General features: G+C 56.3%; 21 protein-coding genes, 3 tRNA genes, 1 rRNA gene and 1 pseudogene. 16 read left to right on the top strand and 10 right to left on the bottom strand.

Going from position 1 to position 23,857, the window contains the following annotated elements:
* Positions 1-18: 18 nt before the first annotated feature.
* Positions 19-134 (top strand): 5S ribosomal RNA (gene rrf / locus ACQE2I_RS14590).
* 168 nt (positions 135-302) lie between these two features.
* On the opposite strand, the gene hisC is transcribed toward rrf, so the two are convergent.
* A complete protein-coding gene (gene hisC, locus ACQE2I_RS14585; protein ID WP_427028771.1) occupies positions 303-1,364 on the bottom strand; it encodes a histidinol-phosphate transaminase in 1,062 nt (353 codons plus the stop codon).
* Between the two features lie 165 nt (positions 1,365-1,529).
* On the opposite strand from hisC, the gene ACQE2I_RS14580 reads away from it, so the two are divergent.
* The 4 genes from ACQE2I_RS14580 (at position 1,530) to mnmH (ending at position 5,694) form a co-directional block, all read left to right on the top strand.
* The gene (locus ACQE2I_RS14580) at positions 1,530-1,976 is read left to right on the top strand and encodes a copper resistance protein NlpE N-terminal domain-containing protein (RefSeq protein ID WP_427028770.1); all 447 of its coding nucleotides are present in this window, start codon (positions 1,530-1,532) and stop codon (positions 1,974-1,976) included.
* Between the two features lie 165 nt (positions 1,977-2,141).
* A complete protein-coding gene (gene radA, locus ACQE2I_RS14575; protein WP_427031485.1) occupies positions 2,142-3,512 on the top strand; it encodes a DNA repair protein RadA in 1,371 nt (456 codons plus the stop codon).
* Between the two features lie 47 nt (positions 3,513-3,559).
* A complete protein-coding gene (gene selD, locus ACQE2I_RS14570) occupies positions 3,560-4,597 on the top strand; it encodes a selenide, water dikinase SelD (RefSeq protein WP_427028769.1) in 1,038 nt (345 codons plus the stop codon).
* On the top strand, positions 4,594-5,694 hold the full coding sequence (gene mnmH, locus ACQE2I_RS14565) for a tRNA 2-selenouridine(34) synthase MnmH (RefSeq protein ID WP_427028768.1): 1,101 nt from the start codon (positions 4,594-4,596) through the stop codon (positions 5,692-5,694). Before selD ends, mnmH begins: the two co-directional genes overlap by 4 nt.
* A 21-nt stretch (positions 5,695-5,715) precedes the next feature.
* On the opposite strand, the gene ACQE2I_RS14560 is transcribed toward mnmH, so the two are convergent.
* Positions 5,716-6,408: a type 1 glutamine amidotransferase gene (locus ACQE2I_RS14560; RefSeq protein WP_427028767.1), complete on the bottom strand. Its 693-nt coding sequence runs from the start codon at positions 6,406-6,408 to the stop codon at positions 5,716-5,718.
* 123 nt (positions 6,409-6,531) lie between these two features.
* On the opposite strand from ACQE2I_RS14560, the gene ACQE2I_RS14555 reads away from it, so the two are divergent.
* Entirely contained in the window at positions 6,532-7,134 is a 603-nt protein-coding gene (locus ACQE2I_RS14555; RefSeq protein ID WP_427031484.1) for a YjaG family protein, read from the top strand.
* Between the two features lie 43 nt (positions 7,135-7,177).
* On the opposite strand, the gene hisF is transcribed toward ACQE2I_RS14555, so the two are convergent.
* From hisF to hisB, 4 genes are all read right to left on the bottom strand, one after another.
* On the bottom strand, positions 7,178-7,951 hold the full coding sequence (gene hisF / locus ACQE2I_RS14550) for an imidazole glycerol phosphate synthase subunit HisF (RefSeq protein WP_427028766.1): 774 nt from the start codon (positions 7,949-7,951) through the stop codon (positions 7,178-7,180).
* Positions 7,948-8,694: a 1-(5-phosphoribosyl)-5-[(5-phosphoribosylamino)methylideneamino]imidazole-4-carboxamide isomerase gene (gene hisA / locus ACQE2I_RS14545; RefSeq protein WP_427028765.1), complete on the bottom strand. Its 747-nt coding sequence runs from the start codon at positions 8,692-8,694 to the stop codon at positions 7,948-7,950. The genes hisF and hisA overlap by 4 nt, the downstream gene beginning before the upstream one ends.
* Before the next feature lie 11 nt (positions 8,695-8,705).
* The gene (hisH, locus tag ACQE2I_RS14540) at positions 8,706-9,347 is read right to left on the bottom strand and encodes an imidazole glycerol phosphate synthase subunit HisH (RefSeq protein WP_427028764.1); all 642 of its coding nucleotides are present in this window, start codon (positions 9,345-9,347) and stop codon (positions 8,706-8,708) included.
* A gap of 64 nt (positions 9,348-9,411) precedes the next feature.
* The gene (gene hisB / locus ACQE2I_RS14535; protein ID WP_427028763.1) at positions 9,412-10,005 is read right to left on the bottom strand and encodes an imidazoleglycerol-phosphate dehydratase HisB; all 594 of its coding nucleotides are present in this window, start codon (positions 10,003-10,005) and stop codon (positions 9,412-9,414) included.
* A gap of 197 nt (positions 10,006-10,202) precedes the next feature.
* On the opposite strand from hisB, the gene ACQE2I_RS14530 reads away from it, so the two are divergent.
* The 7 genes from ACQE2I_RS14530 to ACQE2I_RS14500 all read left to right on the top strand — a co-directional run bounded on the left by ACQE2I_RS14530 (position 10,203) and on the right by ACQE2I_RS14500 (position 14,988).
* Entirely contained in the window at positions 10,203-10,688 is a 486-nt protein-coding gene (locus ACQE2I_RS14530) for a GNAT family N-acetyltransferase (RefSeq protein WP_427028762.1), read from the top strand.
* The gene (locus ACQE2I_RS14525; protein WP_427028761.1) at positions 10,685-13,024 is read left to right on the top strand and encodes an AsmA family protein; all 2,340 of its coding nucleotides are present in this window, start codon (positions 10,685-10,687) and stop codon (positions 13,022-13,024) included. Before ACQE2I_RS14530 ends, ACQE2I_RS14525 begins: the two co-directional genes overlap by 4 nt.
* A 120-nt stretch (positions 13,025-13,144) precedes the next feature.
* Complete coding sequence (mutY, locus tag ACQE2I_RS14520) at positions 13,145-14,239, top strand: A/G-specific adenine glycosylase (protein ID WP_427028760.1); 1,095 nt, start codon at positions 13,145-13,147, stop codon at positions 14,237-14,239.
* A 59-nt stretch (positions 14,240-14,298) separates the two neighbouring features.
* Positions 14,299-14,574 (top strand): oxidative damage protection protein, encoded by a 276-nt coding sequence (locus tag ACQE2I_RS14515; protein ID WP_427028759.1) that lies wholly within the window; start codon positions 14,299-14,301, stop codon positions 14,572-14,574.
* A 110-nt stretch (positions 14,575-14,684) separates the two neighbouring features.
* Positions 14,685-14,760 (top strand) — tRNA-Phe (locus ACQE2I_RS14510).
* Positions 14,761-14,765: 5 nt separating this feature from the next.
* Positions 14,766-14,840 (top strand) — tRNA-Gln (locus tag ACQE2I_RS14505).
* Between the two features lie 72 nt (positions 14,841-14,912).
* Positions 14,913-14,988: transfer RNA gene (locus ACQE2I_RS14500), tRNA-Thr, on the top strand.
* A gap of 225 nt (positions 14,989-15,213) precedes the next feature.
* Here ACQE2I_RS14500 and ACQE2I_RS14495 read toward each other — a convergent pair.
* The gene (locus ACQE2I_RS14495; RefSeq protein WP_427028758.1) at positions 15,214-15,600 is read right to left on the bottom strand and encodes an META domain-containing protein; all 387 of its coding nucleotides are present in this window, start codon (positions 15,598-15,600) and stop codon (positions 15,214-15,216) included.
* 206 nt (positions 15,601-15,806) lie between these two features.
* Between ACQE2I_RS14495 and ACQE2I_RS14490 the strand changes: the two are divergent.
* Positions 15,807-16,104 (top strand): annotated as a pseudogene (locus ACQE2I_RS14490) (phytanoyl-CoA dioxygenase family protein); the annotation flags it as partial.
* Positions 16,105-16,124: 20 nt separating this feature from the next.
* Positions 16,125-16,790 (top strand): fumarylacetoacetate hydrolase family protein, encoded by a 666-nt coding sequence (locus ACQE2I_RS14485; protein WP_427028757.1) that lies wholly within the window; start codon positions 16,125-16,127, stop codon positions 16,788-16,790.
* A gap of 59 nt (positions 16,791-16,849) precedes the next feature.
* On the opposite strand, the gene speA is transcribed toward ACQE2I_RS14485, so the two are convergent.
* Positions 16,850-18,790: a biosynthetic arginine decarboxylase gene (gene speA, locus ACQE2I_RS14480; protein ID WP_427028756.1), complete on the bottom strand. Its 1,941-nt coding sequence runs from the start codon at positions 18,788-18,790 to the stop codon at positions 16,850-16,852.
* Positions 18,787-19,746 carry a homoserine kinase gene (locus ACQE2I_RS14475; protein ID WP_427028755.1) on the bottom strand — a complete coding sequence of 320 codons (960 nt, stop codon included), beginning with the start codon at positions 19,744-19,746 and terminating at the stop codon, positions 18,787-18,789. Before ACQE2I_RS14475 ends, speA begins: the two co-directional genes overlap by 4 nt.
* Before the next feature lie 185 nt (positions 19,747-19,931).
* Here ACQE2I_RS14475 and polA point away from each other — a divergent pair, with 185 nt between their 5' ends.
* Entirely contained in the window at positions 19,932-22,721 is a 2,790-nt protein-coding gene (polA, locus tag ACQE2I_RS14470) for a DNA polymerase I (RefSeq protein WP_427028754.1), read from the top strand.
* Between the two features lie 63 nt (positions 22,722-22,784).
* Here polA and ACQE2I_RS14465 read toward each other — a convergent pair whose 3' ends face one another.
* On the bottom strand, positions 22,785-23,810 hold the full coding sequence (locus ACQE2I_RS14465; RefSeq protein ID WP_427028752.1) for a Fe(3+) ABC transporter substrate-binding protein: 1,026 nt from the start codon (positions 23,808-23,810) through the stop codon (positions 22,785-22,787).
* Between the last annotated feature and the right edge of the window lie 47 nt (positions 23,811-23,857).

The following is a 23,857-nucleotide window of genomic DNA, read 5'->3' as shown; positions in this document are numbered from 1 at the left end:
TGTACATTAACCGTTACGCCTGACGACCATAGCACGCGTGAACCACCTGATCCCTTGCCGAACTCAGCAGTGAAACCGCTTAGCGCCGATGGTAGTGTGGGGTCTCCCCATGCGAGAGTAGGTCATCGTCAGGCACTTATACTAAAAATCCCCCAGGGCTTGCGCTCTGGGGGATTTTTTTATGCGTGGGGAGTATATTTGTGAGGCGTAAGGGGTGAATCGTGAATAGAAACCTCACACTCCACTGACTCACCACTCACCACTCACCACTCACCACTCACCACTCACCACTCACCCTAAGGCTATCCGCAGATCGTCTCTAGTGCTTCGATCAAGCTATCCATCTCATCATCGGTGCCGATGGTGATGCGCAGGAAGTTGTTGAGCTCTGACGTATTAAAATGGCGCACCAGAATGCTGCGTTCGCGTAGGCCAGCAAATAACTGCGCGCCTGCGTAGTCGGGATGCTGAACAAGCACAAAGTTTGCCTTAGACGGCAGTACCTCGAACCCAAGCGTTTCAAGGCGCTGGCGAGTACGCTCACGGGTGGTAATAACATGCTCGCGAGACGCTTCAAAATGTTCGCCATCTTTCAGCGCGGCGATGCCGACTAAGCTTGCCAAACTATCGACAGGGTAAGAGTTAAAAGAGTCTTTTACCCGCAGCAGCCCCTCGATCAGCTCCTCTGAGCCTACCGCGTAGCCGAGCCGTAAACCTGCCAAACTGCGTGATTTGGAAAACGTGCCGGTAACTAATAGGTTTGGATAGCGATCGATGAGCGCGACAGCGCTCTCAGCACCGAAGTCGACATATGCCTCATCTACCAGCACCACACGATCCGTGACCCGTTTAAGCAGCGCTTCAATGGCTTCCAGCGAGTGTGCATGACCCGTCGGCGCATTTGGGTTGGCAAAGATAACGCCGCTGCGGCTGGTTTCCGCCGCAAGCGCATCAAGATCGACTTCCCACTGTTTATTGAGCGGATGCTTACGTAACTCCACACCATAAAGGTTGGCGTAAACGGGGTAGAAACTATAGGTGATCGTGGGTACGTCGAGTGGCGCGGCATGGCGGAAAAATGCCTGGAAGGCAAACGCCAGCACTTCATCGGAACCATTGCCCACAAAGACTTGGCTGCTGGCTACCTGAAACGACTCCGCTAACGCTTCACGCAGCGCTGCAGAGGTGGGGTCAGGATAGAGGCGCAGATGGTCTGTAGCGTAATCGCGCAGCGCCTCACCGACACCTGGTGCTGGCGGGTAAGGGTTTTCATTGGTATTGAGCTTAATCACGCGCTCGCGTGGCTGCTCACCGGGCACGTAAGGCGTAAGATCGCGAACGGCCGGACTCCAGTATTGGCTCATGAAGGTAACCTGATTATCCTAGCAAGGTATGCCATGGTCGCTTGAAGACTAACTAAGCGCAAGCATTCGACTTGCTAGGGGTGTGCGTTGCACCTTGTAGAGGTTATGCTGTCACAACTGCGCGTAATAAATGTGATGTCCAACACGAGATTAAGGAGACACTCTATGCAACTTAAGAGTTTGCTGGCCGGTTCGGCTATGTTGGCACTGCTGGCTGGTTGTGCGAGCGGCCCAATGGAACAGCAGCCGGAAGAGGTGGCTGTCGCACAGCAAAATTACCTGGGTTCGCTGCCTTGCCGTAACTGCGATGGTATCGATCTGGATGTCACGATGGTGGGTGAAGAGATGAGCCCAGCGGAAGAACGCACCTTCACGCTGAATGCCAGCTACCGTAACCACCCTCAGACCCCGCCCGATGAAAACTACGCGGGTAACTGGGAAGTGCTGACCGGTACGCCGTCTGATCCGGACGCCACTGTTTACGAGCTGACGCCCGATGGCGATGGTCAAATCTACTACTTCATGCGTATCGATCAGAGCACGCTGGAGCTGATTGATCCAGAGCGTCGCCGTTTTGAAAATGGTGAGATGCTGCAGCTAAAACGCCAGTAAGGCGTTAGCGATCAGTACAAAAGGCGGCCACTGGCCGCCTTTTGTATTTGTAGCGGCGAATAGCGTAACGCTGGCAGTAGTGAAACCGGTTTATGTCATCAGGTGCTTGCGGCAACTCAGCGAAGGTTGCCATAAAGCGCTAGCAACAGTGGGAGTGTAATGGCAGTGGCCAAAGCCAAAAGCGCCTTTGTATGCACCGAGTGCGGCGCCGAATATCGCAAATGGCAAGGGCAGTGCAGCAGTTGCCAAGAGTGGAATACCCTCAGCGAGGTGCATTTAGCGAGCGCCCGTCCCGGTGGCGGCGCAGCCCCTGGCCGATCTGGCTATGCGGGAGATCTTTCGCGCGAAGTCATCGATCTGGGCAAGGTTGATCTCAGCGAAGTGCCACGCATGAGCTCCACCTTTGCGGAGTTTGACCGTGTGTTGGGCGGAGGGCTGGTACCCGGCTCGGCGGTGCTGCTGGGGGGCAACCCTGGTGCGGGGAAGTCAACGCTGCTATTGCAAACGGCCTGCAAGCTGGCCCAGCAGCGGCGTATCCTCTATGTCACAGGGGAGGAGTCACTCTCCCAGGTTGCCATGCGCGCCCATCGGCTACAGCTACCTACCAACGGTTTGAAAATGCTGGCCGAGACCAGCGTGGAAACCATTCTGGCGGTGTCTGAGCGTGAGAAACCTGAGATTTTGGTGATCGACTCTATCCAAACCATGCATTTGGAAGATATTAGCTCGGCACCCGGCGGCGTAGCCCAGGTGCGCGAGTCAGCTGCCGCGCTGACACGCTTTGCCAAGAAGACCAATACCGTCTTGTTACTGGTAGGCCACGTGACCAAAGATGGCACCCTGGCGGGGCCTAAAGTACTTGAGCATATGATTGACGCCTCCTTGTTGTTAGAGGGCGGCGCGGACTCACGTTTTCGCACCTTACGGGGGCAGAAAAACCGCTTTGGCGCCGTCAACGAGCTAGGCGTCTTCGCGATGCTGGAGCAGGGCCTAAAAGAGGTTAAAAACCCCAGCGCGATCTTTCTTTCCCGCCAGGAGGAACAGGCACCGGGTAGTTTGGTGATGGTGGTGTGGGAAGGCACACGACCAATCCTGGTCGAGGTACAGGCGCTGGTGGATGAGTCCGCATTGGGCAACCCACGCCGTGTCGCTGTCGGCGTGGACCAAAACCGTCTAGCCATGCTGCTGGCGGTGCTTAACCGCCACGGTGGCCTGTTTACCGGCGACCAGGACGTATTCTTAAACGTCGTCGGCGGTGTCAAAGTACTCGAAACCAGTGCCGATCTGGCGGTACTGCTGGCGGTAGTGTCTAGTCTACAAAACCGCGCACTGCCTAAAGAGCTCGTTGTCTTTGGCGAGGTTGGGCTATCGGGCGAGATACGTCCGGTACCCAGTGGCCAGGAGCGCATTGCCGAAGCGGCCAAGCACGGTTTTCTGCGTGCTATCGTGCCGCGGGCTAACGCGCCCAAGCAGGCGCCAAAGGGCATGGACGTGATCGCCGTGGATAAGCTCAGCGATGCGCTGGACGCCCTGTAGCGTTCGCTTAAACTAAGACTATTCCCCAAGTGCCAAGGAGAGACGCGATGAGTTCGATTCGCTTGACCCAATATAGCCACGGCGCGGGCTGTGGCTGCAAAATCGCCCCAGATGTTCTGGATGGCATTCTGGCCAAGGCTGGGCCAGCGGCTGGCCATAAGCGGCTTATCGTCGGTAATCAAGGGCGCGAAGATGCCGCCGTATACGACCTGGGTGATGGGCGCGGCATGATCGCCACGACCGATTTCTTTATGCCGATTGTTGACGACCCCTTCGATTTTGGGCGCATCGCGGCGACCAACGCCATCAGTGATGTGTACGCTATGGGCGGCACGCCGGTGATGGCGTTAGGTATATTAGGCTGGCCGCTGGATAAACTCAGCGCTGAAGTCGCCGGCGATGTAATGGCAGGGGCGCAAGCGGTGTGTCGTGAATTAGGCGTTGCCCTAGCGGGCGGTCACTCCATCGATGCGCCCGAGCCAATTTTCGGGCTCGCTGTGAACGGCTTGGTCGATCTAGACAAGCTCAAGCTAAACAGCACTGCCAAACCCGGTGACTTGCTGTATTTAACCAAGCCGCTAGGCGTGGGTATGTTAACGACGGCTGAAAAGCGCGGTTTGCTGAAAATGGGCCACCATGGGCTTGCCCGGGAAACCATGCTCAAGGCGAATAGCATTGGTGTGAAGCTTGCCGATGTGAAAGGGGTGAACGCTATGACCGATGTCACCGGTTTTGGGTTAGCCGGTCATCTGTCGGAAATGTGCCAAGCCAGCCATGTGATGGCACAAATTGATTTCCGTAAGTTGCCACGTCTCGCCGAGGCAGAGTCGTATCGTCGCCAGGGGGCCGTGCCCGGCGGTACGCTGCGTAATCGCGATGCGTTGGGTGACAGCCTGCCCGCGATGGATGAAGCGCACTGGCAATGGTTATGCGACCCACAAACCTCCGGCGGCCTGCTGCTCAGCGTTGACCCCGCCTGGGAAGATGACGTTGAGCGCATCGGCCGCGACTTCGGCCTGTCGTTACAGTCATTTGGGGTAATCAAAGCGCGTCAAGGTAACGCCTCGATTAAGGTGGTCGGGTGACACTTGCCACGCTGTTAGCCACAGCGCCAGCGGTATTAAGTGTCATCCAGCAAGAGCAGCCGCTAATTGATGTGCGCGCCCCGGTGGAGTTTGCCCAGGGCGCGCTGCCGGGTGCCGTCAATTTACCTTTAATGGTCGATGACGAGCGTCATCAGGTCGGAATCGCCTATAAAAAGCACGGCCAAGCCACGGCGATTGAACTAGGTGAACGCTTGGTCAGCGGTGAGGTCAAGCAGGCGCGGATCGCAGCGTGGCAGGCGTATTTAGCTGATTATCCCGACGCGCTGATTTACTGCTTTCGGGGCGGTCTACGCTCGCAAATCGCTCAGCAGTGGCTGGACGAAGCCGGTATCTCAAGACCGCGCCTGGAGGGTGGTTGGAAAGCCATGCGCCAAGCGTTGTGTGAGCGCATTGAGTCGGCAGCGCTTCAGCCCATGCTGATTGTCGCGGGGCTGACCGGGTGCGCAAAAACAGCGCTGATTAACCAGCTTGATAACGGCGTTGACCTGGAGGCTTACGCGCGCCATAAAGGCTCTGCCTTCGGGCGCAGGCCGGAAGAGCCAGCCACGCAAATCAACTTTGAGCATGCCTTGGCCAAGCGGCTAATCGGGCTGACGGAAGGGCTGGTCATTGAAGACGAGTCCCGTCAGATAGGTAATGCCAATATTCCGCTGAGCTTCTGGCGAGCGCTGCAGCAAGCGCCTAGAGTGCGTGTTGAAATGCCGCTGGATTGGCGTCTCGCTCAGATTCAGCAGGACTACATAATCGATCTAGAGCAGGCTTATACCGCTCGCCATGGCGACTACCAAGGCTGGCAATTAATGCAGGCGCAGTTAAGCAATGCCCTTATTCGCTTAGGTAAACGCTTAGGTAACGCACGTCTGCAGCGATTACAGCGGCTGCAGGCGCTAGCGTTTAATGAACATGTTCTCGGCAATCCACAAGCCCACGAAGCTTGGTTAGCGCCCCTGCTCACCGAGTATTATGACCCACTCTATCGTCACCATTTAGACAAACAGCGCAATACGGCGCCAGCGGAAATTCATGTCGGCGATTGGGAGAGCTGCCTGGCCGCCGCCAGGCAGTGGAACCGCTGATGGGCTTATATCTTGCTGCGATTACACCGCTTTAAGCCACTGGGTCATAACCCGGTCCAGTAGCGGTGCTAGGTGAATAAAGCAGTTGGGATCATCCAAAATCTGCGCGCCGTCCTGAACATAGCGGGTGGTGGCAGGCGTGGATGCTGTTGGCCACGGGGCAGTGGTCAGCAGCTGTTTGACACTCGCTGGAGTGGCTTCTAGATGGCACAGCAGGCCGATCACACGGCCTCTATCCCAGCTAAAGCCTTGCAATGGCGCGGCTTCACTCCCGCCTAGCGGGAAAGCATCGTCGGGTAGGCTAAAGACGAAGCGGTGCCACATAAAGGCAGTAAAGGTTTCGGGTAAATCCAGCGAGCTTTGTGGCGCTAGGTTGACCGTATGCCAGCCTGTTTCAGTATACGTGCCAGGCGCCACCACTGAGCCCAGCGCCTGGGCTATCCAGTGGGCGCCTACGCCAATACCCAGCAGCGGCTTTTGGCCATCCAGGTAGCGGTTGATGAGTTTATCTTCGGCTTTAAACCACGCCGGTGGTTGGCTGAGTAGCTCCTCTGGGCCATCCAGTATAATCAGTGCATCAGACTCGTTTGGGCGGGGGGGTAGCTCGCCTGCGTAGAGATGAAAAACGCTGTAACTATGGCCCATACTGGTTAGCCAGTCGGTTAACCGGGCGGGGTTATGGTCAGGGCCGTGCTGTAGCAGATGAATATGCATGGTAATCTCCTCGCCGGCCGTACAATTATCAAAGCGCTGGGGGATCGCCCCAAGCGCATAGAGACAATAACGTACTCGCTACTTTTCACCAATATCCCACGTCAAGCGATCCAGGAAATCACTATGGTGTCGAAACCCCAGGGCTTTTACCAACGGCTGCAAGAACTCCCATTGCCCGCCCAGCAGGCCTTTATGGCGGCACTGTGTGAGCGCTTGCTGCCTAACTATGTACTCTATGAGCAAACCACCGGCCAGGGTGATAGCCATACGCTGCGTACCGTGCTGAGTTTGGTCTGGGAGCGGCTTAATGTGCCCAGTGCCAGTATCGACTTTGCCCGCCAAGCGGAAAAGCTCGCCGAGTGTGAGCCGCCGGAAGAGGATGACAGCTTTGGTGCCCGGCGTGCCCTGGATGCGGTGGTATCGGTCTCGGCGCTGCTGGACACCCTGCAAGGCGACTCCCCAGAAGCCGTGCTGGATGTAAGCCGCACATCGCGTGCAGGTGTACGTGCGTTTATAGAGCTCACTGAAGGCGAGGTCGACGCACAAAAACTAGCGCTGATTATCCGCGACCATCCGCTAATGGCCGATGAAAACGACTTTCAAGACGCCGTATTGGAAACGGTCAGCGAACCGCTGGATAAAGCGGCACTAAAGGAAGTGCGGGAATTAGGACGCAACGGTGGAATCAGTAATCTTGGCTTGTCACTTGAAGATACCGGGGCTTAAAGCCCCGGCAGGCTTACGTCTCAAAGACAATGCTCTTAAAAAGCTACAGCCGCATTTCGATACCGCGTTCGGCCATGTAGCGCTTTGCTTCAGGAATGGTGTACTCGCCAAAGTGGAAAATACTCGCGGCCAGCACCGCATCGGCACCGCCTTTGAGTACGCCATCGACGAAGTGATCCAGGTTGCCCACACCACCTGAGGCAATCACCGGCACGCTGACCGCCTCGGAAATGGCATGGGTCACGCCCAGGTCAAAACCAATCTTGGTACCGTCGCGGTCCATACTGGTGAGCAGTAGTTCACCTGCGCCGAACTCCACCATCTTCTTCGCCCACTCAACGGCATCTAAGCCCGTTGGGCGGCGGCCGCCGTGGGTGAATATCTCCCAGCGCGGTGTTTCACCTTCCTTAGAAACCTGTTTGGCGTCAATCGCCACCACAATGCACTGACTGCCAAATCGCCCGGCGGCTTCGCGTACAAATTCAGGGTTGGTCACTGCAGCGGTATTGATCGAAACTTTATCCGCCCCGGCGTTTAGCATGGTGCGAATATCGTCACAGCTGCGAATGCCGCCGCCGACGGTCAGTGGGATAAACACTTCCCCGGCGATGCGCTCGACCATTTCCACCGTGGTGTCGCGGTCTTCGTGGCTGGCGGTAATATCGAGAAAGGTGATCTCGTCGGCGCCCTGCTGGTTATAGCGCTGGGCAATCTCCACCGGGTCGCCGGCATCGCGAATACCGACAAAATTAACGCCTTTGACTACGCGCCCGGCGTCCACGTCCAGGCAGGGGATAATGCGTTTGGTAAGGCTCATGAGCCGCCCCCCGTTAGTTGGTCGCTCAATCGCTGGGCTTCGGCAACATCCAGGCTGCCTTCGTAAATCGCCCGGCCAGTGATCGCGCCTAAGATGCCGGTGTCAGCCACCTCGCAGAGTGCTTTGATGTCGTCCAAATTGGTCACACCACCCGAGGCAATCACCGGTAAGCCGCCTTCACGGGCCAGTTGCGCGGTGGCTTCTACGTTGACGCCTTGCATCATGCCGTCGCGAGCAATGTCGGTATAGACGATGCTGGAGACACCATCGTTGGCAAAACGCTTGGCCAGTTCGGTGGCTTTGATCGTGGAGACCTCGGCCCAGCCGTCGGTAGCGACATAGCCATCTTTGGCATCAAGCCCAACAATCACATGGCCGGGAAAGGCGCGGCACATCTCACCGACAAAAGCGGGTTCTTTCACCGCTTTGGTGCCGATAATCACGTAGGAGACACCGGCACTTAAATAGTGCTCGATGGTTTCCGCACTGCGAATGCCGCCACCGATTTGGATCGGCAGGTTAGGGTAGGCGCGAGCAATAGCTGTGACAGCGTCGCCATTGACCGGTTTGCCTTCAAAAGCGCCATTTAAATCTACCAGGTGCAGACGGCGGGCGCCTGCCTCTACCCAGCGGGCTGCCATAGCGACTGGGTCATCGCCGTAGGAGGTCGCGTCTTCCATGCGGCCCTGCTTCAACCGGACACACTGGCCGTCTTTGAGATCAATAGCGGGAATTACCAACATACAAAATCCTCTCAGGGCGTCCAGGTGACAAAATTTTCCAGCAGGCGAAGGCCCGCGCGGGAGCTTTTTTCCGGGTGGAACTGCACCGCGAAGGTCGAGTCACGACCAATGGCTACGTGGGCGTTTACCTTACCGTACTGGGTGGAACCAAAGACTTGCGCATCGTCAGCAGCGTTCACGTAATAGCTGTGTACGAAGTAGAAGTGCTCACGGTTATCAATCCCTGCCCACAAGGGGTGGTCATGATGCTGTTCGACCACGTTCCAGCCCATGTGCGGTACTTTCAAACGCTGCTCGTGGGCGTCGCGCATATCGCCGGGAAAGCGATCCACGCTGCCCTTGAAGAAGCCCAGGCACTCAACGCCGCCATTCTCTTCACTGCGCTCCAGCAACATCTGCTGACCCACGCAGATTCCCAGTAGCGGCTTAGCCTGACGGGTTAAGATATCGTCCACCAGTCCGCGTAATTCGGTGCGCTCAAGTTCGCCAACGCAATCGCGAATGGCCCCTTGGCCAGGCAGCACTAAGCGGGTTGCGCCAAGAATACGGCGCGGGTCACGGGTAATGACGACATTCTCATGGGTCACATGCTCCAGCGCTTTGGCGACAGAATGAAGGTTGCCCATTCCATAGTCGATCACAGCAATGGTCATGAAACGCTCCTTGTGGAGGTAGAGGAATAGTCGCTAGCGGCACAGCCCGTCATGTAGCCCAGCATTACAAACTCCCTTTGGTCGAGGGCATTTGGCCTGCCATGCGCGGGTCTTCCGCCATGGCCATACGTAGCGCTCGGCCAAAGGCTTTAAAAATCGTTTCCGCCTGGTGGTGAGCATTAAAGCCTTTAATATTGTCGATATGTAGCGTTACGCGGGCGTGATTGACGAAGCCTTGGAAAAACTCCCAGAACAGCTGGGTGTCCAAGCTGCCGATGGTGTCGCGGGTAAACTCGACGTTCATGTATAGCCCTGCTCGACCGGAAAAGTCGACCACCACCCGAGAGAGCGCTTCATCAAGGGGTACATAGGCGTGCCCATAGCGGTAAATGCCGCGTTTATCGCCAATCGCTGCGAAAAACGCCTGGCCTAGCGTAATACCCAGGTCCTCTACGGTGTGGTGGTCGTCAATATGCAGGTCGCCAGTGGCGCTGATGTCGAGATCGATCATCCCGTGGCGGGCAACTTGATCCAGCATATGATCCAGAAACGGCACGCCGGTTTGGCTACTGAGACGGCCTTCGCCGTCGAGATTGACGCTGACCTTGATCTGCGTTTCGTTGGTGTCACGGCTAACCGTGGCAATACGCGCTGACATGTTGCATCTCCTGCGCTAAGGCGCACTTTGAGGGAGGGTCGATGGCTCTGCATCAACTTACCATTGTTTGATCAGCCTATGGTGAAGCGACCATTATAGTGAATCGACGCCCTCATCCGCTACAATGCGTGAAATGTAGCCGCAAACTATCGCGGCGGAAATAGCAACCAAGCTGCTTTGGCAAAGAGGATTTCACCATGCCGGTGACACTGCACCATGTCGACCAGGCCCGTTGGGGAGCCGATGAGCAGGTGCGCCATGATCTGGTGCGTATCTATCAAGATGCGCCCCAAGAGCGTATGCCCACTCCAACGGTTGAGCCATTTATTGAACAACATTTTGCCGGACAGCACTTTTTTGCCTGTGCACTTTTCAATGATCGGCTGCTCGGGGCCGTTGCCGTTCACGAGGGCGAAGACCGAGCGTGGTGGCTGTCTGAGCTTTGTGTGCGTAAAACTACTCGCCGCCGTGGCGTTGGTTCGCGCTTGATGGCGCTGCTTGGCGAGCAAGCCAAACAGGAAGGCCGCGTGCTGCGGATCGAAACGTCTACCTTACCGCTGGCTGACCGTGTGCTGCTCTCCAAACTAGGTTACCGGCCAATGGCCAATCCAGAAACTCCGGCAGCGGGCATGCCCGCTACCAGCAACTTTGTTGAGTTAGACCCACAAGGAAAAGGGGAATGAAACAGCTATTACGTATTTTGCTGGCAGCGGTTGGTATTCTTGCCATTGTCGCGGTCGCCGCCGTGGTCTACGTGACCACCTTTCTGGATCCAGAAGACTTCAAGCCCCGTTTAACCGCCGTTGTGGAGGAGCAAACCGGGCTCAGCTTAGCGCTCGAAGGCCCGATTACCTGGTCGTTTTACCCACGTATCGGGGTTGGCGTAGAGAAAGCCCGCGCCTGGTTACCCGAGCAAGCAGAAGAGAGCGCTGCTTTTGCGGCCATTGACCGCGCTGAAGTGAGCGTTGCCTTCGGCCCGTTGTTACGCGGAGAAATTGCTGTTGATGGCCTTACGCTGGACGGTATGCGCCTGAATCTGGAGCGTGACGCTAACGGTGAAGGCAACTGGGAGCCCTTGTTAGAACGCTTGTCCGAACATAATGAGAGCGCGGCTGAAACGGTACTAGCGCCTGCCAGCGCTGGCCCCAATGCCGATGCCGGCAGCCTGGAGGTGATCTTGAGCATCGCCAGCGTTGAAGTGAAAAACGCCGATATTCGCTTCCGCGATGCACAAACCCAAGCGCTGTGGCGCCTGCAGTCACTGAATATCTCGGGTAGCAACGTTAACCCGGTGCGCGCCTTCCCGCTTAAAGCCATGTTTACCCTGACCAAGCATAACCATCTTGATGCTGAGGCCCTAGAGCGTGACCCGCATTTCACCAGCGAGATTAATCTTGAAACGCGCGTGCGGCTTGGTCTGGTGGATGAGCTTTTCGTGCTTGAAAATATGGCGCTCACTACTCGCTCTCGTAGCGGTGCAGAGGGTGAGCCACAGCAGCTTAGCTTGAAAGCTGCTGAGCTGGTGGCCCGAATGGGCGAGCAGCAACTCTCCATTAAAGAAGGGCTGCTGGAAACAGGCCTGCGCAATGCGGATAGCTGGCAGGGCAGTTTAGCGCTGGTGCTCGCCTTTGGCTTAGAGAGTGATTGGCAAGCGCAAACCGCTCAGCTTAAAGATTTGCAGCTAACAGGGCCGGACAACCTGCGCATGAGCGGGCATCTTAATGTAGAGCAACTGCGCGACGCCCCCCGCTATCGTGGTCAGATAACGGCAGCTCCCTTCACGCTGCGCCCCTGGCTTGCTCGGGCTGGCATTACCTTAACCACCGCTGGAGATGCCGCGCTGAGTGATGTCGCCATGACCAGCCCGATAGAGGGCGACGCCGAGCAGCTCTCACTGCCGAGCCTCTCGTTAGTAGTGGACGACAGCACTTTCACCGGTGAGCTTTCGGCAGCACTAGACGGCTCACGTCTGGCGTTTGATTTGGAAGGCGACCAATTAACGCTTGATCGCTACTTACCTGGCGCCGCCACTGCTGAGCAGGCAAGCCGCGGCTTGCTGCGCAGAGCCTTTGCACAGGATACCCATACGCTACTGCCGCAATCCTTTCTCCGCGATCTAGCGTTAGAGGGGGATTTGAGTGTCGATACTCTCGTCCTTGATGGATTAACGTTCAATAACCCACGTTTGCAGCTGCGTGGCGATGACGGCATCCACCGGCTAACGGCGTTTGAGTCAGGCTTTTACGAGGGCGAGCTCAGCGCTACTGGCCAGGTTGATGCCACTGGTTCCATTCTTGAGTGGGTGTTCTCGCCGACCATTAACAATGTGCAGGTGGCGCCGCTGATTGAAGCGGTCAGTGACGAGGAGAAGGCATCGCCGTTGCGTGGGCGTTTTAATCTCTCAGGTGACCTCACCAGTCAGGGCAATACCCGCGAAGCACTCATCGGTAACCTCAATGGGGAGCTTAATGCGCGCCTAAATGATGGCGCGATTTTAAATACCAATATTTCTCAGCAAATGTGTAAGTTGGCGGCGCAGTTGGAGGGTGAAGGCACGCTGCGCGATTGGCATGCCGATACTCGCTTTGAGCGTTTCGATGCCACCTTCCAAATTAGCAACGGTTTAGTAAACAGTGACGACCTGCTAATCACGTTGCCGGGTATTAATGTGCTGGGCAAAGGTGAGCTAGACCTTACCAGCTTGAACTTCGATACTCGCGCCAATGCTCGTTTGGTCGACACCGCAGATGTGGCCTGCGAAGTTAATCCACGCTTGGAGCAACTACCGCTACCATTGCGCTGTGAAGGTCATTTGGGCGACGAGCGGACTGAGTGGTGCCGCCTTGATAGTGAAGCGTTCCAAACGGCAGTGGTCGACCTGCTACGCAACGAAGCCGGGAGTCGTGTTGATGAAGAGCTGGAAGAGCGTTTGGGCGAGACAATGGAAAAATTAGATGAAAAGCTCGGCGAAGGCGCCAGTAATGAACTTCGCGACGGCCTGCGTAGCCTGTTTGACTAAGTCTGTTTAACTGAGCATCCACGCAAGACCTGATCCCATGCGATAATGGCTGCGCCGGCCCTAAACGCCGGCGCTTTTTTATTGGTATTGTTTGTACCCTTTTGTGTTTAAGGAGCGTGCATGGCCGATATGCCCACGCCGCGGCTGGCGGCAGATGAATTTCAACGCCGCCTGTTGGCTTGGTTTGACCGTTATGGCCGCCACGACCTGCCGTGGCAGTCGCCGCGTAGCGCCTATCGCGTTTGGGTCTCAGAAATCATGCTGCAACAAACCCAGGTGGCCACCGTGATTGGCTATTTTGAGCGCTTTATGGCGCGCTTTCCCAGCCTGGAAAGCCTCGCCACTGCACGCCAAGATGAAGTGCTGCACTTATGGACCGGCCTTGGCTACTACGCCCGCGCGCGCAATTTGCATAAAGCCGCCCAGGTCGCGCTGGCCGAGCATGGTGGTGAGCTGCCGGTGGACAGTGTCGAGTCGTTAATGGCGCTCCCCGGCATTGGCCGCTCCACCGCTGGCGCCATCATTGCGCAAAGCACGGGGCTACGGGCCGCGATTCTAGATGGCAACGTAAAGCGCACGCTCACTCGGCTACATGCGCTACCCGGCTGGCCGGGCAAGCCAACCGTGGAGCGGAAGCTTTGGGCACTCGCCGAGTATTACACCCCAGCAGAGCGGCTGGTTGATTACACCCAGGCGATGATGGATTTTGGCGCCACGCTATGTAAACGCAGCCAGCCCGACTGCCTGAGCTGTCCGTTTAACGATGCTTGCTTGGCCTACGCGCAAGGCGAGCCAAAGCGCTACCCGGAATCCAAACCGAAAAAAGCGCTGCCCACCCGGCAGACGATTATGTTGATGCTGCGCGATTCAGAAGGGCGGGTGTGGTTGGAAAGGCGTCCGCCCAGTGGCCTGTGGGGTGGACTATGGAGCCTGCCGCAGTTTGAAAAACACAGCGAACTCAATGACTGGTTGGAGGCTCATGTGGTTAATCCTGAGCGTGAATCTACATCGCCTAGCTTTTACCACACCTTCAGCCATTTTCGTTTGGAGATTACCCCACAGCCGGTGACCTGCGATAGGCTGGGCGGAGTTCGCGAAAGCGGCGTATGGTACGACATTGACCATCCGCCCGCGCTGGGCTTGGCAGCGCCGGTAAAAGCACTGCTCGGCCAGCTAACACCGTTTACCCTCAATCCAACCCCAGGCCACGCTTAAGCGTGTGCTAGCTGATTGGATGAGTTCATCGAATGAAGTTGCAGAACCAGGAGCACGTTATGAGTAACAGCGTTTTTTGCCGCAAGTATCAAAAAGAGTTAGAAGCACTGCCGTTTCCACCGTTGCCAGGTAAGCAAGGCCAGGAAATTCAGGCCACGGTTTCCAAGCCCGCCTGGGAGGCTTGGCAAGCGCTGCAAACCCGCCTGATCAACGAGAAACACCTGAATATGCTCGACCCGGAATCCCGCGCATATCTAATGGATCAGATGCAGCGCTTCCTCGATAATCAGGAGACCGACCAAGCCGAAGGGTATGTACCGCCCACTCAGGCATAAACTAATCCATGACTAGGACAAAACACCCCTAAGCAACGGTATAGAAAGAAAGTTTCACAAAGGTGTTGACGAAAAGCGGCGATTTTAGTTTAATACGCACCGTTGGCAGCGGCCAGATAGCTCAGTTGGTAGAGCAGGGGATTGAAAATCCCCGTGTCGGCGGTTCGATTCCGTCTCTGGCCACCAAACGTTGGGGTATCGCCAAGTGGTAAGGCACCGCTTTTTGGTAGCGGCATTCCCAGGTTCGAATCCTGGTACCCCAGCCATTGCCAACAAAATTTCTTGTTGATTGCAGAGCCTAACAGCGAAGCAGTCATTTTCTCAAGAAAACGTGAAGCGCCGACATAGCTCAGTTGGTAGAGCAACTGACTTGTAATCAGTAGGTCCCGGGTTCGACTCCTGGTGTCGGCACCACTAAAAAGTGGTTAAAAGTTAAGCGTTAGAGAATTAGATTAAGCCGTCCGAAAGGGCGGCTTTTTCGTATCTGCAACACCTATCAAGTATTGGCGTTATCCACACCCGCTATTTAGATATGGCTGTGGATAACACGCTATTCAGATAGCTTGTTTTCTCCAGCATATACGTCAGATAACCAGCAAAGCTTTATAACTTTCAAGATAGCGTTGCCTGACCACATTATTAATAAAGATGCACCGCCTCGAAGACCGCCAACGGTTCATTATTATCGCTCGACAGTACAAGCGTCGCGCCATCCACATTCCATGCTGTTACCTGCTTGAGTGCGGCTAGAAAATCTCGCTCGGTTTTCATTTGAGCCGTTGGGCAGGCCATTTTAGTGCTGGCGATTGGGACAAACGCTATGCGCTCGTTTTCCACACGGTAGCTGCCCATCAGGGTATTACAGCCGGTAGTGCCGGCTAAGCGGGAAGCCTCTTGATGAAGAACCAAGTGAGCTTCACGAAAATTCTCATGCGCGACGACCGGCGCACCATCAAGCGTCACCAGCTTCCAGTAGGTATTGATCAAAGCTTCATTAGGGCTATGCGCTGTCTCGTGGGTATCCATTGTTGCTGAAGAACACCCGGAGGTTATTAATAGAGCGCTGATAAATCCATAAATCGATAGCTGCCTTTTCAAATCATGTTTCCCTATTCAGTTAGATAAAAAGATTACACCCATTAGCCGCAAACGTTGTGGCTTGGGGTGAGTTTTTTAGGTGGCTTATTGCCTGAAAAGCCACTTTTTAATTTTTTCACGTAACCTACGTTAAGTTTATACCGTGCCTGGGGGGAAATGCCGGAGGATAACCCAAAAGCTCGCTGAAAACGCAGGAAGTGGGCGTGCCAAGCCCAGAGGCGCTTACCGAACTACGGTATTGAAGCGCCAAAAGGTAAGGTGGGCGGTTTGTTCCTGTTCGATTGCAATACACTGCATGCTTCGAATGCCAACCTGTCGCCTGACCCGCGAAGCAACGTGTTCTTCGTGTTTAACCGCCAGGATAATCGTTGCCGGGCGCCCTATGCGGCGGCTAAACTGTTGCGCCTGTCGTTGCGAATGCGGCACGCATAATGAGAAGGAGAATACCCGCCATGCGTTTTGTTCTACAGTTTACCGATGGCCAGGAGTTTCCCCACGCGCTGGGTAAGGTTGTCTGCATCGGCCGCAATTATGCTGACCATGCGAAAGAACTGGATAATCCGGTTCCTACTGAACCACTGCTGTTCATCAAGCCCGCGACCAGCGTGGTGGGTTTAAGCAAACCGTTAGATCCGCCTTTTTCACGCGGCGACGTGCACTATGAAACAGAGCTTGCACTGTTGGTGGGTGAAACCTTGACCCATGCCACCCTGGACGAAGCCGAGCGTGCGATTGTCGGGATTGGTTTGGCAATGGATTTAACCCTGCGTGATGTACAGACAAAGCTAAAAGAGAAGGGGCACCCTTGGGAGATCGCCAAAGCTTTTGATGGTGCTTGCCCACTCTCGTCATTTCTGCCGCTAAGCCGTGTTCCCAACTGGAATGCGCTGGCATTTACGCTAGAGATCGACGGTGAAGAGCGTCAGCACGGAGAAGGTGCTGATATGATCTTTGCAGTACCCACGCTAGTGGCCGAAATGAGCCGCCATTTCACCTTGGAACCGGGTGACGTGATTTTGACCGGCACCCCTTCAGGGGTAGGTGAATTAGTTCGTGGTTCTTCGCTGCGCTTAACCTTGACCGGTGGTTTAGAAATCGAAACCAACGTCGTTGAGTAGTTAATGGCGCTGTTAGGTCCCATAGAGCCGCCACCCTACCATCAAGGGGGGGCTGGGCGTTATTCAAGATAGGTGTAGCCTTCAAGCCCTTCGCTTAAGCTTGCCGCAAAGCGTGCCTGCTCTTCAGCCGTAAAGCCGCTGGCCGCCAGCTGGTCGGTGAGCTTTTGCTTGAGAACGTTGGCATTGAAGTTGACGTAGGCGAGTACTTGGGCCACCGAGTCCCCCGCCAGCGGGTTTGAAAGTGTCCACTCGCCGTCTGCATTGAGTGCAGCGTCAACGGAGTCGGTGTCGCCGAACAGGTTATGCAGGTCGCCAAGAATTTCCTGATAGGCGCCGACGAGAAAGAACCCTAACCAACGCTCGTCGTCCGATGCCCACTCTGGCAGCGGTAGGGTGCTCTCAACACCTTGGCCATCAACGTAGTTATCGATGCGGCCATCGGAGTCGCAGGTAATATCTTGAATGACCGCGCGCCTAGTGGGTGGCTGATCAAGCCCACTCAGGGGTAGCACCGGAAAAATCTGCTCGATGCCCCACACATCCGGTACCGACTGGAACAGCGAGAAGTTGACGAACAGTTTATCGGCCAGCTTCTCGGCCAGCTCATCCATAATTTCCCGATGGGCACGATTGCGGGTATCAAGCTGGGCGCGCAGCCGCGCGCAGGCGGCCATATACACCCGCTCGCCTTCGGCACGGGCGGTGATATTACTCAGACCCATCACAAAGCGCTCCTGCAACTCGCTTACCGCTTGGAGAAGATCGTGCCAGGCTTCTACCAGCATGCGCGGCTCCTGGGCGGTAGCGAGTTGCTCAAACACGCGCCACAGCAGCTCTACTTGGGCATCTTCTTGGTGCTCTTCTCGACTCCCGCCTAGCACATGCCGTTGCGGTGGAGTGTCGTCAATACGCTCTTCACCAATCACGTTGGTGATCAGTACCGCGTGGTGGGCGGTTAGCGCGCGGCCGGATTCGCTAATCAGATGCGGCTGCGGCAGGTTAGCCTCTTGGCACAGCTGGGCAAAGGCGCTGACCACGTTGCGCGCGTATTCGCGCATCGAATAATTAGCCGAGCAGAAGCTGCGCGAGCGGGTGCCTTCGTAATCAATTCCTAAGCCGCCGCCAACGTCCACGGTATCGATCGGCGCGCCCAGCTGCATCAGGTTCTGGTAGAAGCGCGCGCACTCGCGCAGGCCGCGCTGGATATCGCGAATGTTGGCGATTTGCGAACCCAAATGGAAGTGCACTAGCTGTAAGCTTTCAAGCGCGCTCTCATTGCGCAGGGTCTCGACGACCTCAAGAATCTGGCTAGCGGTTAGCCCGAACTTGGATTTTTCGCCGCCAGTATTCTGCCACTTGCCTTTACCCACCGAGGCCAGGCGAGCGCGCAGGCCAATACGCGGCGTTACTTCCAGCTCACGGGCTTCTTCTAAAATCAGCTGCAGTTCGGAGAGCTTTTCGACCACTAAGTAGACCTTATGGCCGAGCTTTTCCCCCAGCAGCGCCAGTCGCACGTATTCGCGGTCTTTGTAGCCGTTGCACACAATCAGCGAGGAGCCGCCGTCGGAAAGCGCCAGCACCGCCAGCAGCTCCGGCTTGCTGCCCGCTTCCAGCCCAACGCGGCCATTACCGCGCTCAGCGGTGGCCAAAATCTCTTCGACAACACGGCGCTGCTGATTGACTTTAATCGGGTAAACGGCGGTATAGCCGCCCCGGTAATTGTAGTCGCTCATTGCGGCATCAAAGGCGCCACACAGTTGCTCAACGCGGTCATGCAGAATGTCGCTAAAGCGTACCAGTACCGGCAGGCGCAGCCCGGCACTTTGCAGCTGGCGAACCAAGCCGCTTAGCGGTAGCGCTGGGCCTTCCGCATCACTGCCCAGCGGGCGCACCAGCGCTTGGCCGTGATCGTCGACATCGAAGTAGCCGCTACCCCATTGGTCGATATTCCAGGTGCGCCGCGCGCGTAGGGCAGGGCTAGTCGTTGCCATCACACTCATGTAGTAACCTCAGGCAGCGGCAGTGCACCGTGGCTAATGCGCGCGGTTAAAATAGTACGGAAGCGGTCAGGGTCGTGGGGGGTCAAATCGTGGGCCGGTGGATCAACATAGACTACTAACAGGCGTGACAGCCAGTAGCGCAGCGCCGTCATGCGCAGCATGGTCGGCCACAGTTCACGCTCGGCGGTGGTTAGTGGGCGACGTGCCTGATAGGCGCGCAGCATAGTCGCGTAGCGCTCAGAGTTGAGCGTGCCATCTTCGTTAGAGGCCCAGTCGTTGATCACAATTGCCAAATCAAACAGCAGGTCGCCGGTGCAGCCATTATAAAAGTCGATAATCCCGCCGAGCTGATCCCCCTCGAACAGGGTGTTATCGCGGAACAGATCACCGTGAAGGGCGCCCTGGGGCAGCTCACCGTGTTGGCTGAAGGCGCTTTCAAAATCGTCGACTGCATTTTTCATCAACGTTTGGTCAGCCGGGCTTATATAGCTCAGCACTTTATGGTGCATAACGTGCAGCCAACTCAGGTCACGCGGGTTCGGGCGGTGGCCAGGAAAGCGCTTTGACACCACGTGCAGGCGGCCCAACGTATCGCCCAGGGCGTGGCACTGGGCTAAGTTGGGTGCCTCAGGATGACGACCAGGCAGACGCGGGAACAGTAGCGCCGGTTTGCCTTCCAGGCTATGCAGCGCAATGCCTTCACGGTCATGCACCGTGCCGGGCACCGGTAGGCGGTGCTCGTCTAAATAATCCAGCAGCTCAACAAAGAACGGCAGCTCATCGTGCTCGCCCTGTTCGAACAAGGTCAATACCAGCTCGCGGCGGTCGGTGGTCACAAAAAATGTCGAATTTTCGGTGCCGCCCGCGACTCCTTGTAGGGAAACGAAACTACCAACATCAAATTTTTCTAAAAACGCAGCGACCTGTGCGTCGCTAAGCGGGGTAAATACAGCCATGAGAGTCTCGCCCAGGTTGCTAAGCCCATTATTGTAGCGGCTTGAAAGCTCAGTTGGCAGCGTTGTTGTCACATGTAAATGTGGCAGCGCCAGTTTGGCCCTGCAGGCAGCCCGCGCAACGCGTATTATGTGAGCAACTCTTTTCAGCACTCTTTTCAGCACTTTTTCAACAATGGAACTTGGTTATGGCTCGCGCTCCGATCGTTCTCGTCGATGGCTCCTCTTATCTTTACCGTGCGTTTCACGCGCTGCCGCCGCTCACGACCTCCAATGGTCAGCCTACCGGCGCGGTGAAGGGCGTGTTGAACATGCTCAAGCGGCTGATCAAGGATTACCCGCAAAGCCCCATGGCGGTGGTATTCGATGCCCCAGGCAAAACCTTCCGCGATGACATGTACAGCGACTACAAAGCGCACCGCCCACCCATGCCCGATGACCTGCGCAGCCAGATCGCCCCACTGCACGCCTGTGTAAAGGCGCTGGGCCTGCCGCTGCTATGCGTTGAAGGCGTCGAAGCAGATGATGTAATTGGCACCCTGGCCCACCACGCCACCCAGGCGGGGCGCGACGCGGTGATCTCCACCGGCGATAAAGACATGGCGCAGCTGGTCAATGCGCATATCACGCTAGTTAATACCATGAAGGATGAAACGCTGGACGAGGCGGGCGTGGAGCAAAAGTTTGGCTTGCCGCCCGCGCTGATTATCGATTTTCTCGCCCTAATGGGCGACAAGGTCGATAACATTCCCGGCGTACCCGGCGTGGGTGAAAAGACCGCGATTGGCTTGCTGCAAGGTATGGGCGGCGGGCTGGAGACTATTTATGGCGACTTAGAGCGAGTAAAAACGCTCAGCTTCCGGGGCGCGAAAACGCTGCCCAAGAAGCTTGAAGAGCATCGTGACCAGGCGTTTCTCTCTTATCAGTTGGCCACCATCAAGGTCGACTGCGAACTGCCGGTGGGCTTGGATGATTTAGATATCGCCCACCCGGACCGTGAAGCGCTGGTCACGCTGTATAAAGAAATGGAGTTCCGCCAGTGGCTAGGTGAACTGCTGGAGGGCAAAGACGAAGGCGTGGATGACGTTAAAGGCGGCGAGCCTGCGCCTGTCAGCGCTGAGGCGGCAGAGAGCGAATCCGAGGGCTCGAGCGCTTCTACCCAAGCGTCTGATCGTGACGATCACGTCATTCTCGCACAGGCAGACTTTGAGCGCTGGCTGGAACGGCTACACAACGCCGAGCGCTTCTGTTTTGATTTGGAAACCACCAGCCTCAACTATATGGACGCGGAAATCGTCGGCGTCGGCTTATCGCTGGAAGCGGGGGAGGCGGCCTATATTCCGCTGGCCCACGACTACCTGGATGCTCCCCAACAGCTTGACCGTAAAGCAGTACTCGCCGCGTTAAAGCCGCTGTTGGAAGACCCGAAAAAAACCAAAATTGGCCAAAATCTTAAGTACGACATCTCCGTGCTGGCCAACTACGCAATTTCCGTGGCGGGCCCGTTTGCCGACACCATGCTGGCCTCCTATGTGCTCAACTCCACCGCCACCCGCCACGATATGGATTCGCTGGCGCTCAAGTATTTGGGTGAAAAGACCATCTCCTTTGAAGAGATTGCTGGTAAGGGCGCCAAGCAGCTGACCTTTAACCAGATCGCCCTGGAACAAGCGGCGCCTTACGCCTGCGAAGATGTTGATATTACCCTGCGGCTGCAGCAAACGCTGCGTCCCCAGGTCGAAAGCGAAGGGCGTCTGGCGGAGGTGCTGGATAATATTGAGCTGCCGCTGATCAAAGTGCTTTCGCGCATTGAGCGCAACGGTGTTGCGGTAGATGCCGAGCGCCTGCATCAACAGAGCCAACAGTTAGAGCAGCGCATTGGCGAATTAGAACGCGAGGCGTTTGAACTGGCCGGGCGCGAATTTAATCTCGGCTCACCTAAGCAGTTAGGGCAGATTCTGTTTGAAGAGCAGAAAATCCCAGTGCTCAAGAAAACTCCAAAAGGTGCGCCCTCTACCGCAGAAGGCGTGCTGGAAGAGCTGGCGCTGGACTACCCGCTGCCCAAGGTCATCATGCAGCACCGGGGGCTGGCCAAGCTGAAGTCCACCTACACCGATAAGCTGCCGCGTTTGCTTAACAAAGCCACTGGCCGGGTGCATACCAGCTACCATCAGGCGGTCACCGCGACCGGGCGGCTGTCGTCGTCGGATCCCAACTTACAGAACATTCCCATCCGTACTGAAGAGGGGCGAAAAATTCGTCAGGCGTTTATTGCCCGCCCTGGTTACCGTATTGTCGCCGCCGACTACTCGCAAATTGAGCTGCGTATTATGGCGCACCTTTCCGAGGATAAAGGCCTGCTGGAAGCGTTTGCCGAAGGGCGCGATATCCACACCGCCACGGCGGCGGAAGTCTTCGGCACCTCCCTTGAGAAAGTCTCTGGCGATCAGCGCCGCAGCGCCAAAGCGATTAACTTTGGCTTGATCTACGGCATGAGTGCCTGGGGGCTATCGCGCCAACTGCATATCGAACGTAACCAGGCGCAAACCTACATTGATCGCTACTTTGACCGCTATCCCGGCGTGGCCCGCTATATGGAGCGCATTCGCTCGCAAGCGGCGGAGGATGGTTTTGTCGAAACCGTATTAGGGCGGCGGCTTTACCTGCCGGAAATTCAGTCGCAAAACCGCAACCGCCGCCAAGGCGCCGAGCGCACCGCGATCAACGCACCGATGCAGGGCACCGCCGCCGACATCATCAAGCAGGCGATGATCGATGTGGATGCATGGCTAGCGGAAGGCGATTTCGACGCGCTGATGGTGATGCAAGTGCACGATGAGCTGGTGTTTGAAGTGGCCGAGAAGCAGGTTGAGGCGTTTATCGAGCAGGTGCAAAAGCGCATGCAGGGTGCGGCGGAGCTGAAAGTGTCACTGATTGTGGAAGCTGAGAGCGGCGCCAACTGGGATGAGGCCCACTAAACGTGATAGGTACGCTGAAAACGAAAACCCCGCAGCCAGTGGCTGCGGGGTTCGGCTAACGGCTTAACGCCAGCCGACGCGGTCAAAAATACGGATCGCTTCAGGGTTGTTCTCACCCAGTACGCTGATATTCACATCATCCGTTTTGAAGTTGCCCCACGATTCCAGCACCGGGTCTTTCTTGATGCCTTCCACCACCGGGAACTCATTGTTACCGGAGGCAAAGATTTCCTGGGCGGTGTCGGAAGCCAGGTACTCGAGGAAGTGCACCGCATTTTCACGGTTAGGCGCACCTTCTACGACACCGGCGCCGCCAACATTGACGTGAGTGCCGCGGTCATCCTGGTTGGGGAAGATAATACCCACTTTACGGGCGGCTTCGCGCTCGGCGTCGTCGTCAGACTTTAGCAGACGCACGTAGTAGTAGTGGTTGGCCACGCCAATATCGCACTCGCCGCTGGCAACGCCAAGAATCTGGTCGGTATCGCCGCCTTCCGGGTCACGCGCCATATTATCAACCACGCCCTGGGCCCACTCTTGCGCACCCTCTTCGCCGTGGTGCTCAATCATCGCGGCCAGCAACGACTGGTTGTAAATATTGTTGGAGGAGCGAATGCACACTTTGCCTTCAAACTGCGGGTCGGCAAGGTCTTCGTAGCTGGTAATCTGGCTTGGATCGAAGTTTTCGCGGTTGTAGTAAATTGCCCGCGCGCGCTGACTAAAACCGAACCATAGACCGTCAGGATGACGCATGGCTTCGGGCAGACGCTCGTTGAGAACATCGGATTCAACGCTTTGGAAAATGCCTTCGTCTTCTGCGCGCCATAAACGGCCAGCATCGACGGTCAGCATAATATCAGCCGGGCTGGCTACGCCTTCGCGCTGAATGCGCTCAATCAACTGGTCCGAGTCGCCTTCAAGGATGTTAATTTCAATACCCGTCTCTTCTGTGAAAGCATCGTAGAGGCGTTCGTCAGAGTCGTAGTGGCGAGCGGAGTAAAGGTTGAGCTCATCTGCCATGGCCTGACCGGCAAAGGCAGTTCCCACCATTATCGCTGCCATAGGAGCAACAAAGCGTACGGTTTTCATCAAGCACATCCTTATTTGTCAAATGATAATAAGTAGCATTATTAACA

Source organism: Halomonas sp. H2 (assembly GCF_050215315.1).
In the GTDB taxonomy this organism is placed as follows: Bacteria; Pseudomonadota; Gammaproteobacteria; order Pseudomonadales; family Halomonadaceae; genus Vreelandella.
Note: the sequence above shows the minus strand (reverse complement) of the source record. Positions and strands in the feature narration are given on the sequence as shown.

Bases quoted from the DNA above. Each gene is read 5' to 3' on its own strand.
- hisC (WP_427028771.1), bottom strand. From the start codon at position 1,364: ATGAGCCAATACTGGAGTCCGGCCGTTCGCGATCTTACGCCTTACGTG.
- ACQE2I_RS14580 (WP_427028770.1), top strand. From the start codon at position 1,530: ATGCAACTTAAGAGTTTGCTGGCCGGTTCGGCTATGTTGGCACTGCTG.
- selD (WP_427028769.1), top strand. From the start codon at position 3,560: ATGAGTTCGATTCGCTTGACCCAATATAGCCACGGCGCGGGCTGTGGC.
- ACQE2I_RS14560 (WP_427028767.1), bottom strand. From the start codon at position 6,408: ATGCATATTCATCTGCTACAGCACGGCCCTGACCATAACCCCGCCCGG.
- ACQE2I_RS14555 (WP_427031484.1), top strand. From the start codon at position 6,532: ATGGTGTCGAAACCCCAGGGCTTTTACCAACGGCTGCAAGAACTCCCA.
- hisF (WP_427028766.1), bottom strand. From the start codon at position 7,951: ATGAGCCTTACCAAACGCATTATCCCCTGCCTGGACGTGGACGCCGGG.
- hisA (WP_427028765.1), bottom strand. From the start codon at position 8,694: ATGTTGGTAATTCCCGCTATTGATCTCAAAGACGGCCAGTGTGTCCGG.
- hisH (WP_427028764.1), bottom strand. From the start codon at position 9,347: ATGACCATTGCTGTGATCGACTATGGAATGGGCAACCTTCATTCTGTC.
- hisB (WP_427028763.1), bottom strand. From the start codon at position 10,005: ATGTCAGCGCGTATTGCCACGGTTAGCCGTGACACCAACGAAACGCAG.
- ACQE2I_RS14530 (WP_427028762.1), top strand. From the start codon at position 10,203: ATGCCGGTGACACTGCACCATGTCGACCAGGCCCGTTGGGGAGCCGAT.
- ACQE2I_RS14525 (WP_427028761.1), top strand. From the start codon at position 10,685: ATGAAACAGCTATTACGTATTTTGCTGGCAGCGGTTGGTATTCTTGCC.
- mutY (WP_427028760.1), top strand. From the start codon at position 13,145: ATGGCCGATATGCCCACGCCGCGGCTGGCGGCAGATGAATTTCAACGC.
- ACQE2I_RS14515 (WP_427028759.1), top strand. From the start codon at position 14,299: ATGAGTAACAGCGTTTTTTGCCGCAAGTATCAAAAAGAGTTAGAAGCA.
- ACQE2I_RS14495 (WP_427028758.1), bottom strand. From the start codon at position 15,600: ATGGATACCCACGAGACAGCGCATAGCCCTAATGAAGCTTTGATCAAT.
- ACQE2I_RS14485 (WP_427028757.1), top strand. From the start codon at position 16,125: ATGCGTTTTGTTCTACAGTTTACCGATGGCCAGGAGTTTCCCCACGCG.
- speA (WP_427028756.1), bottom strand. From the start codon at position 18,790: ATGAGTGTGATGGCAACGACTAGCCCTGCCCTACGCGCGCGGCGCACC.
- ACQE2I_RS14475 (WP_427028755.1), bottom strand. From the start codon at position 19,746: ATGGCTGTATTTACCCCGCTTAGCGACGCACAGGTCGCTGCGTTTTTA.
- polA (WP_427028754.1), top strand. From the start codon at position 19,932: ATGGCTCGCGCTCCGATCGTTCTCGTCGATGGCTCCTCTTATCTTTAC.
- ACQE2I_RS14465 (WP_427028752.1), bottom strand. From the start codon at position 23,810: ATGAAAACCGTACGCTTTGTTGCTCCTATGGCAGCGATAATGGTGGGA.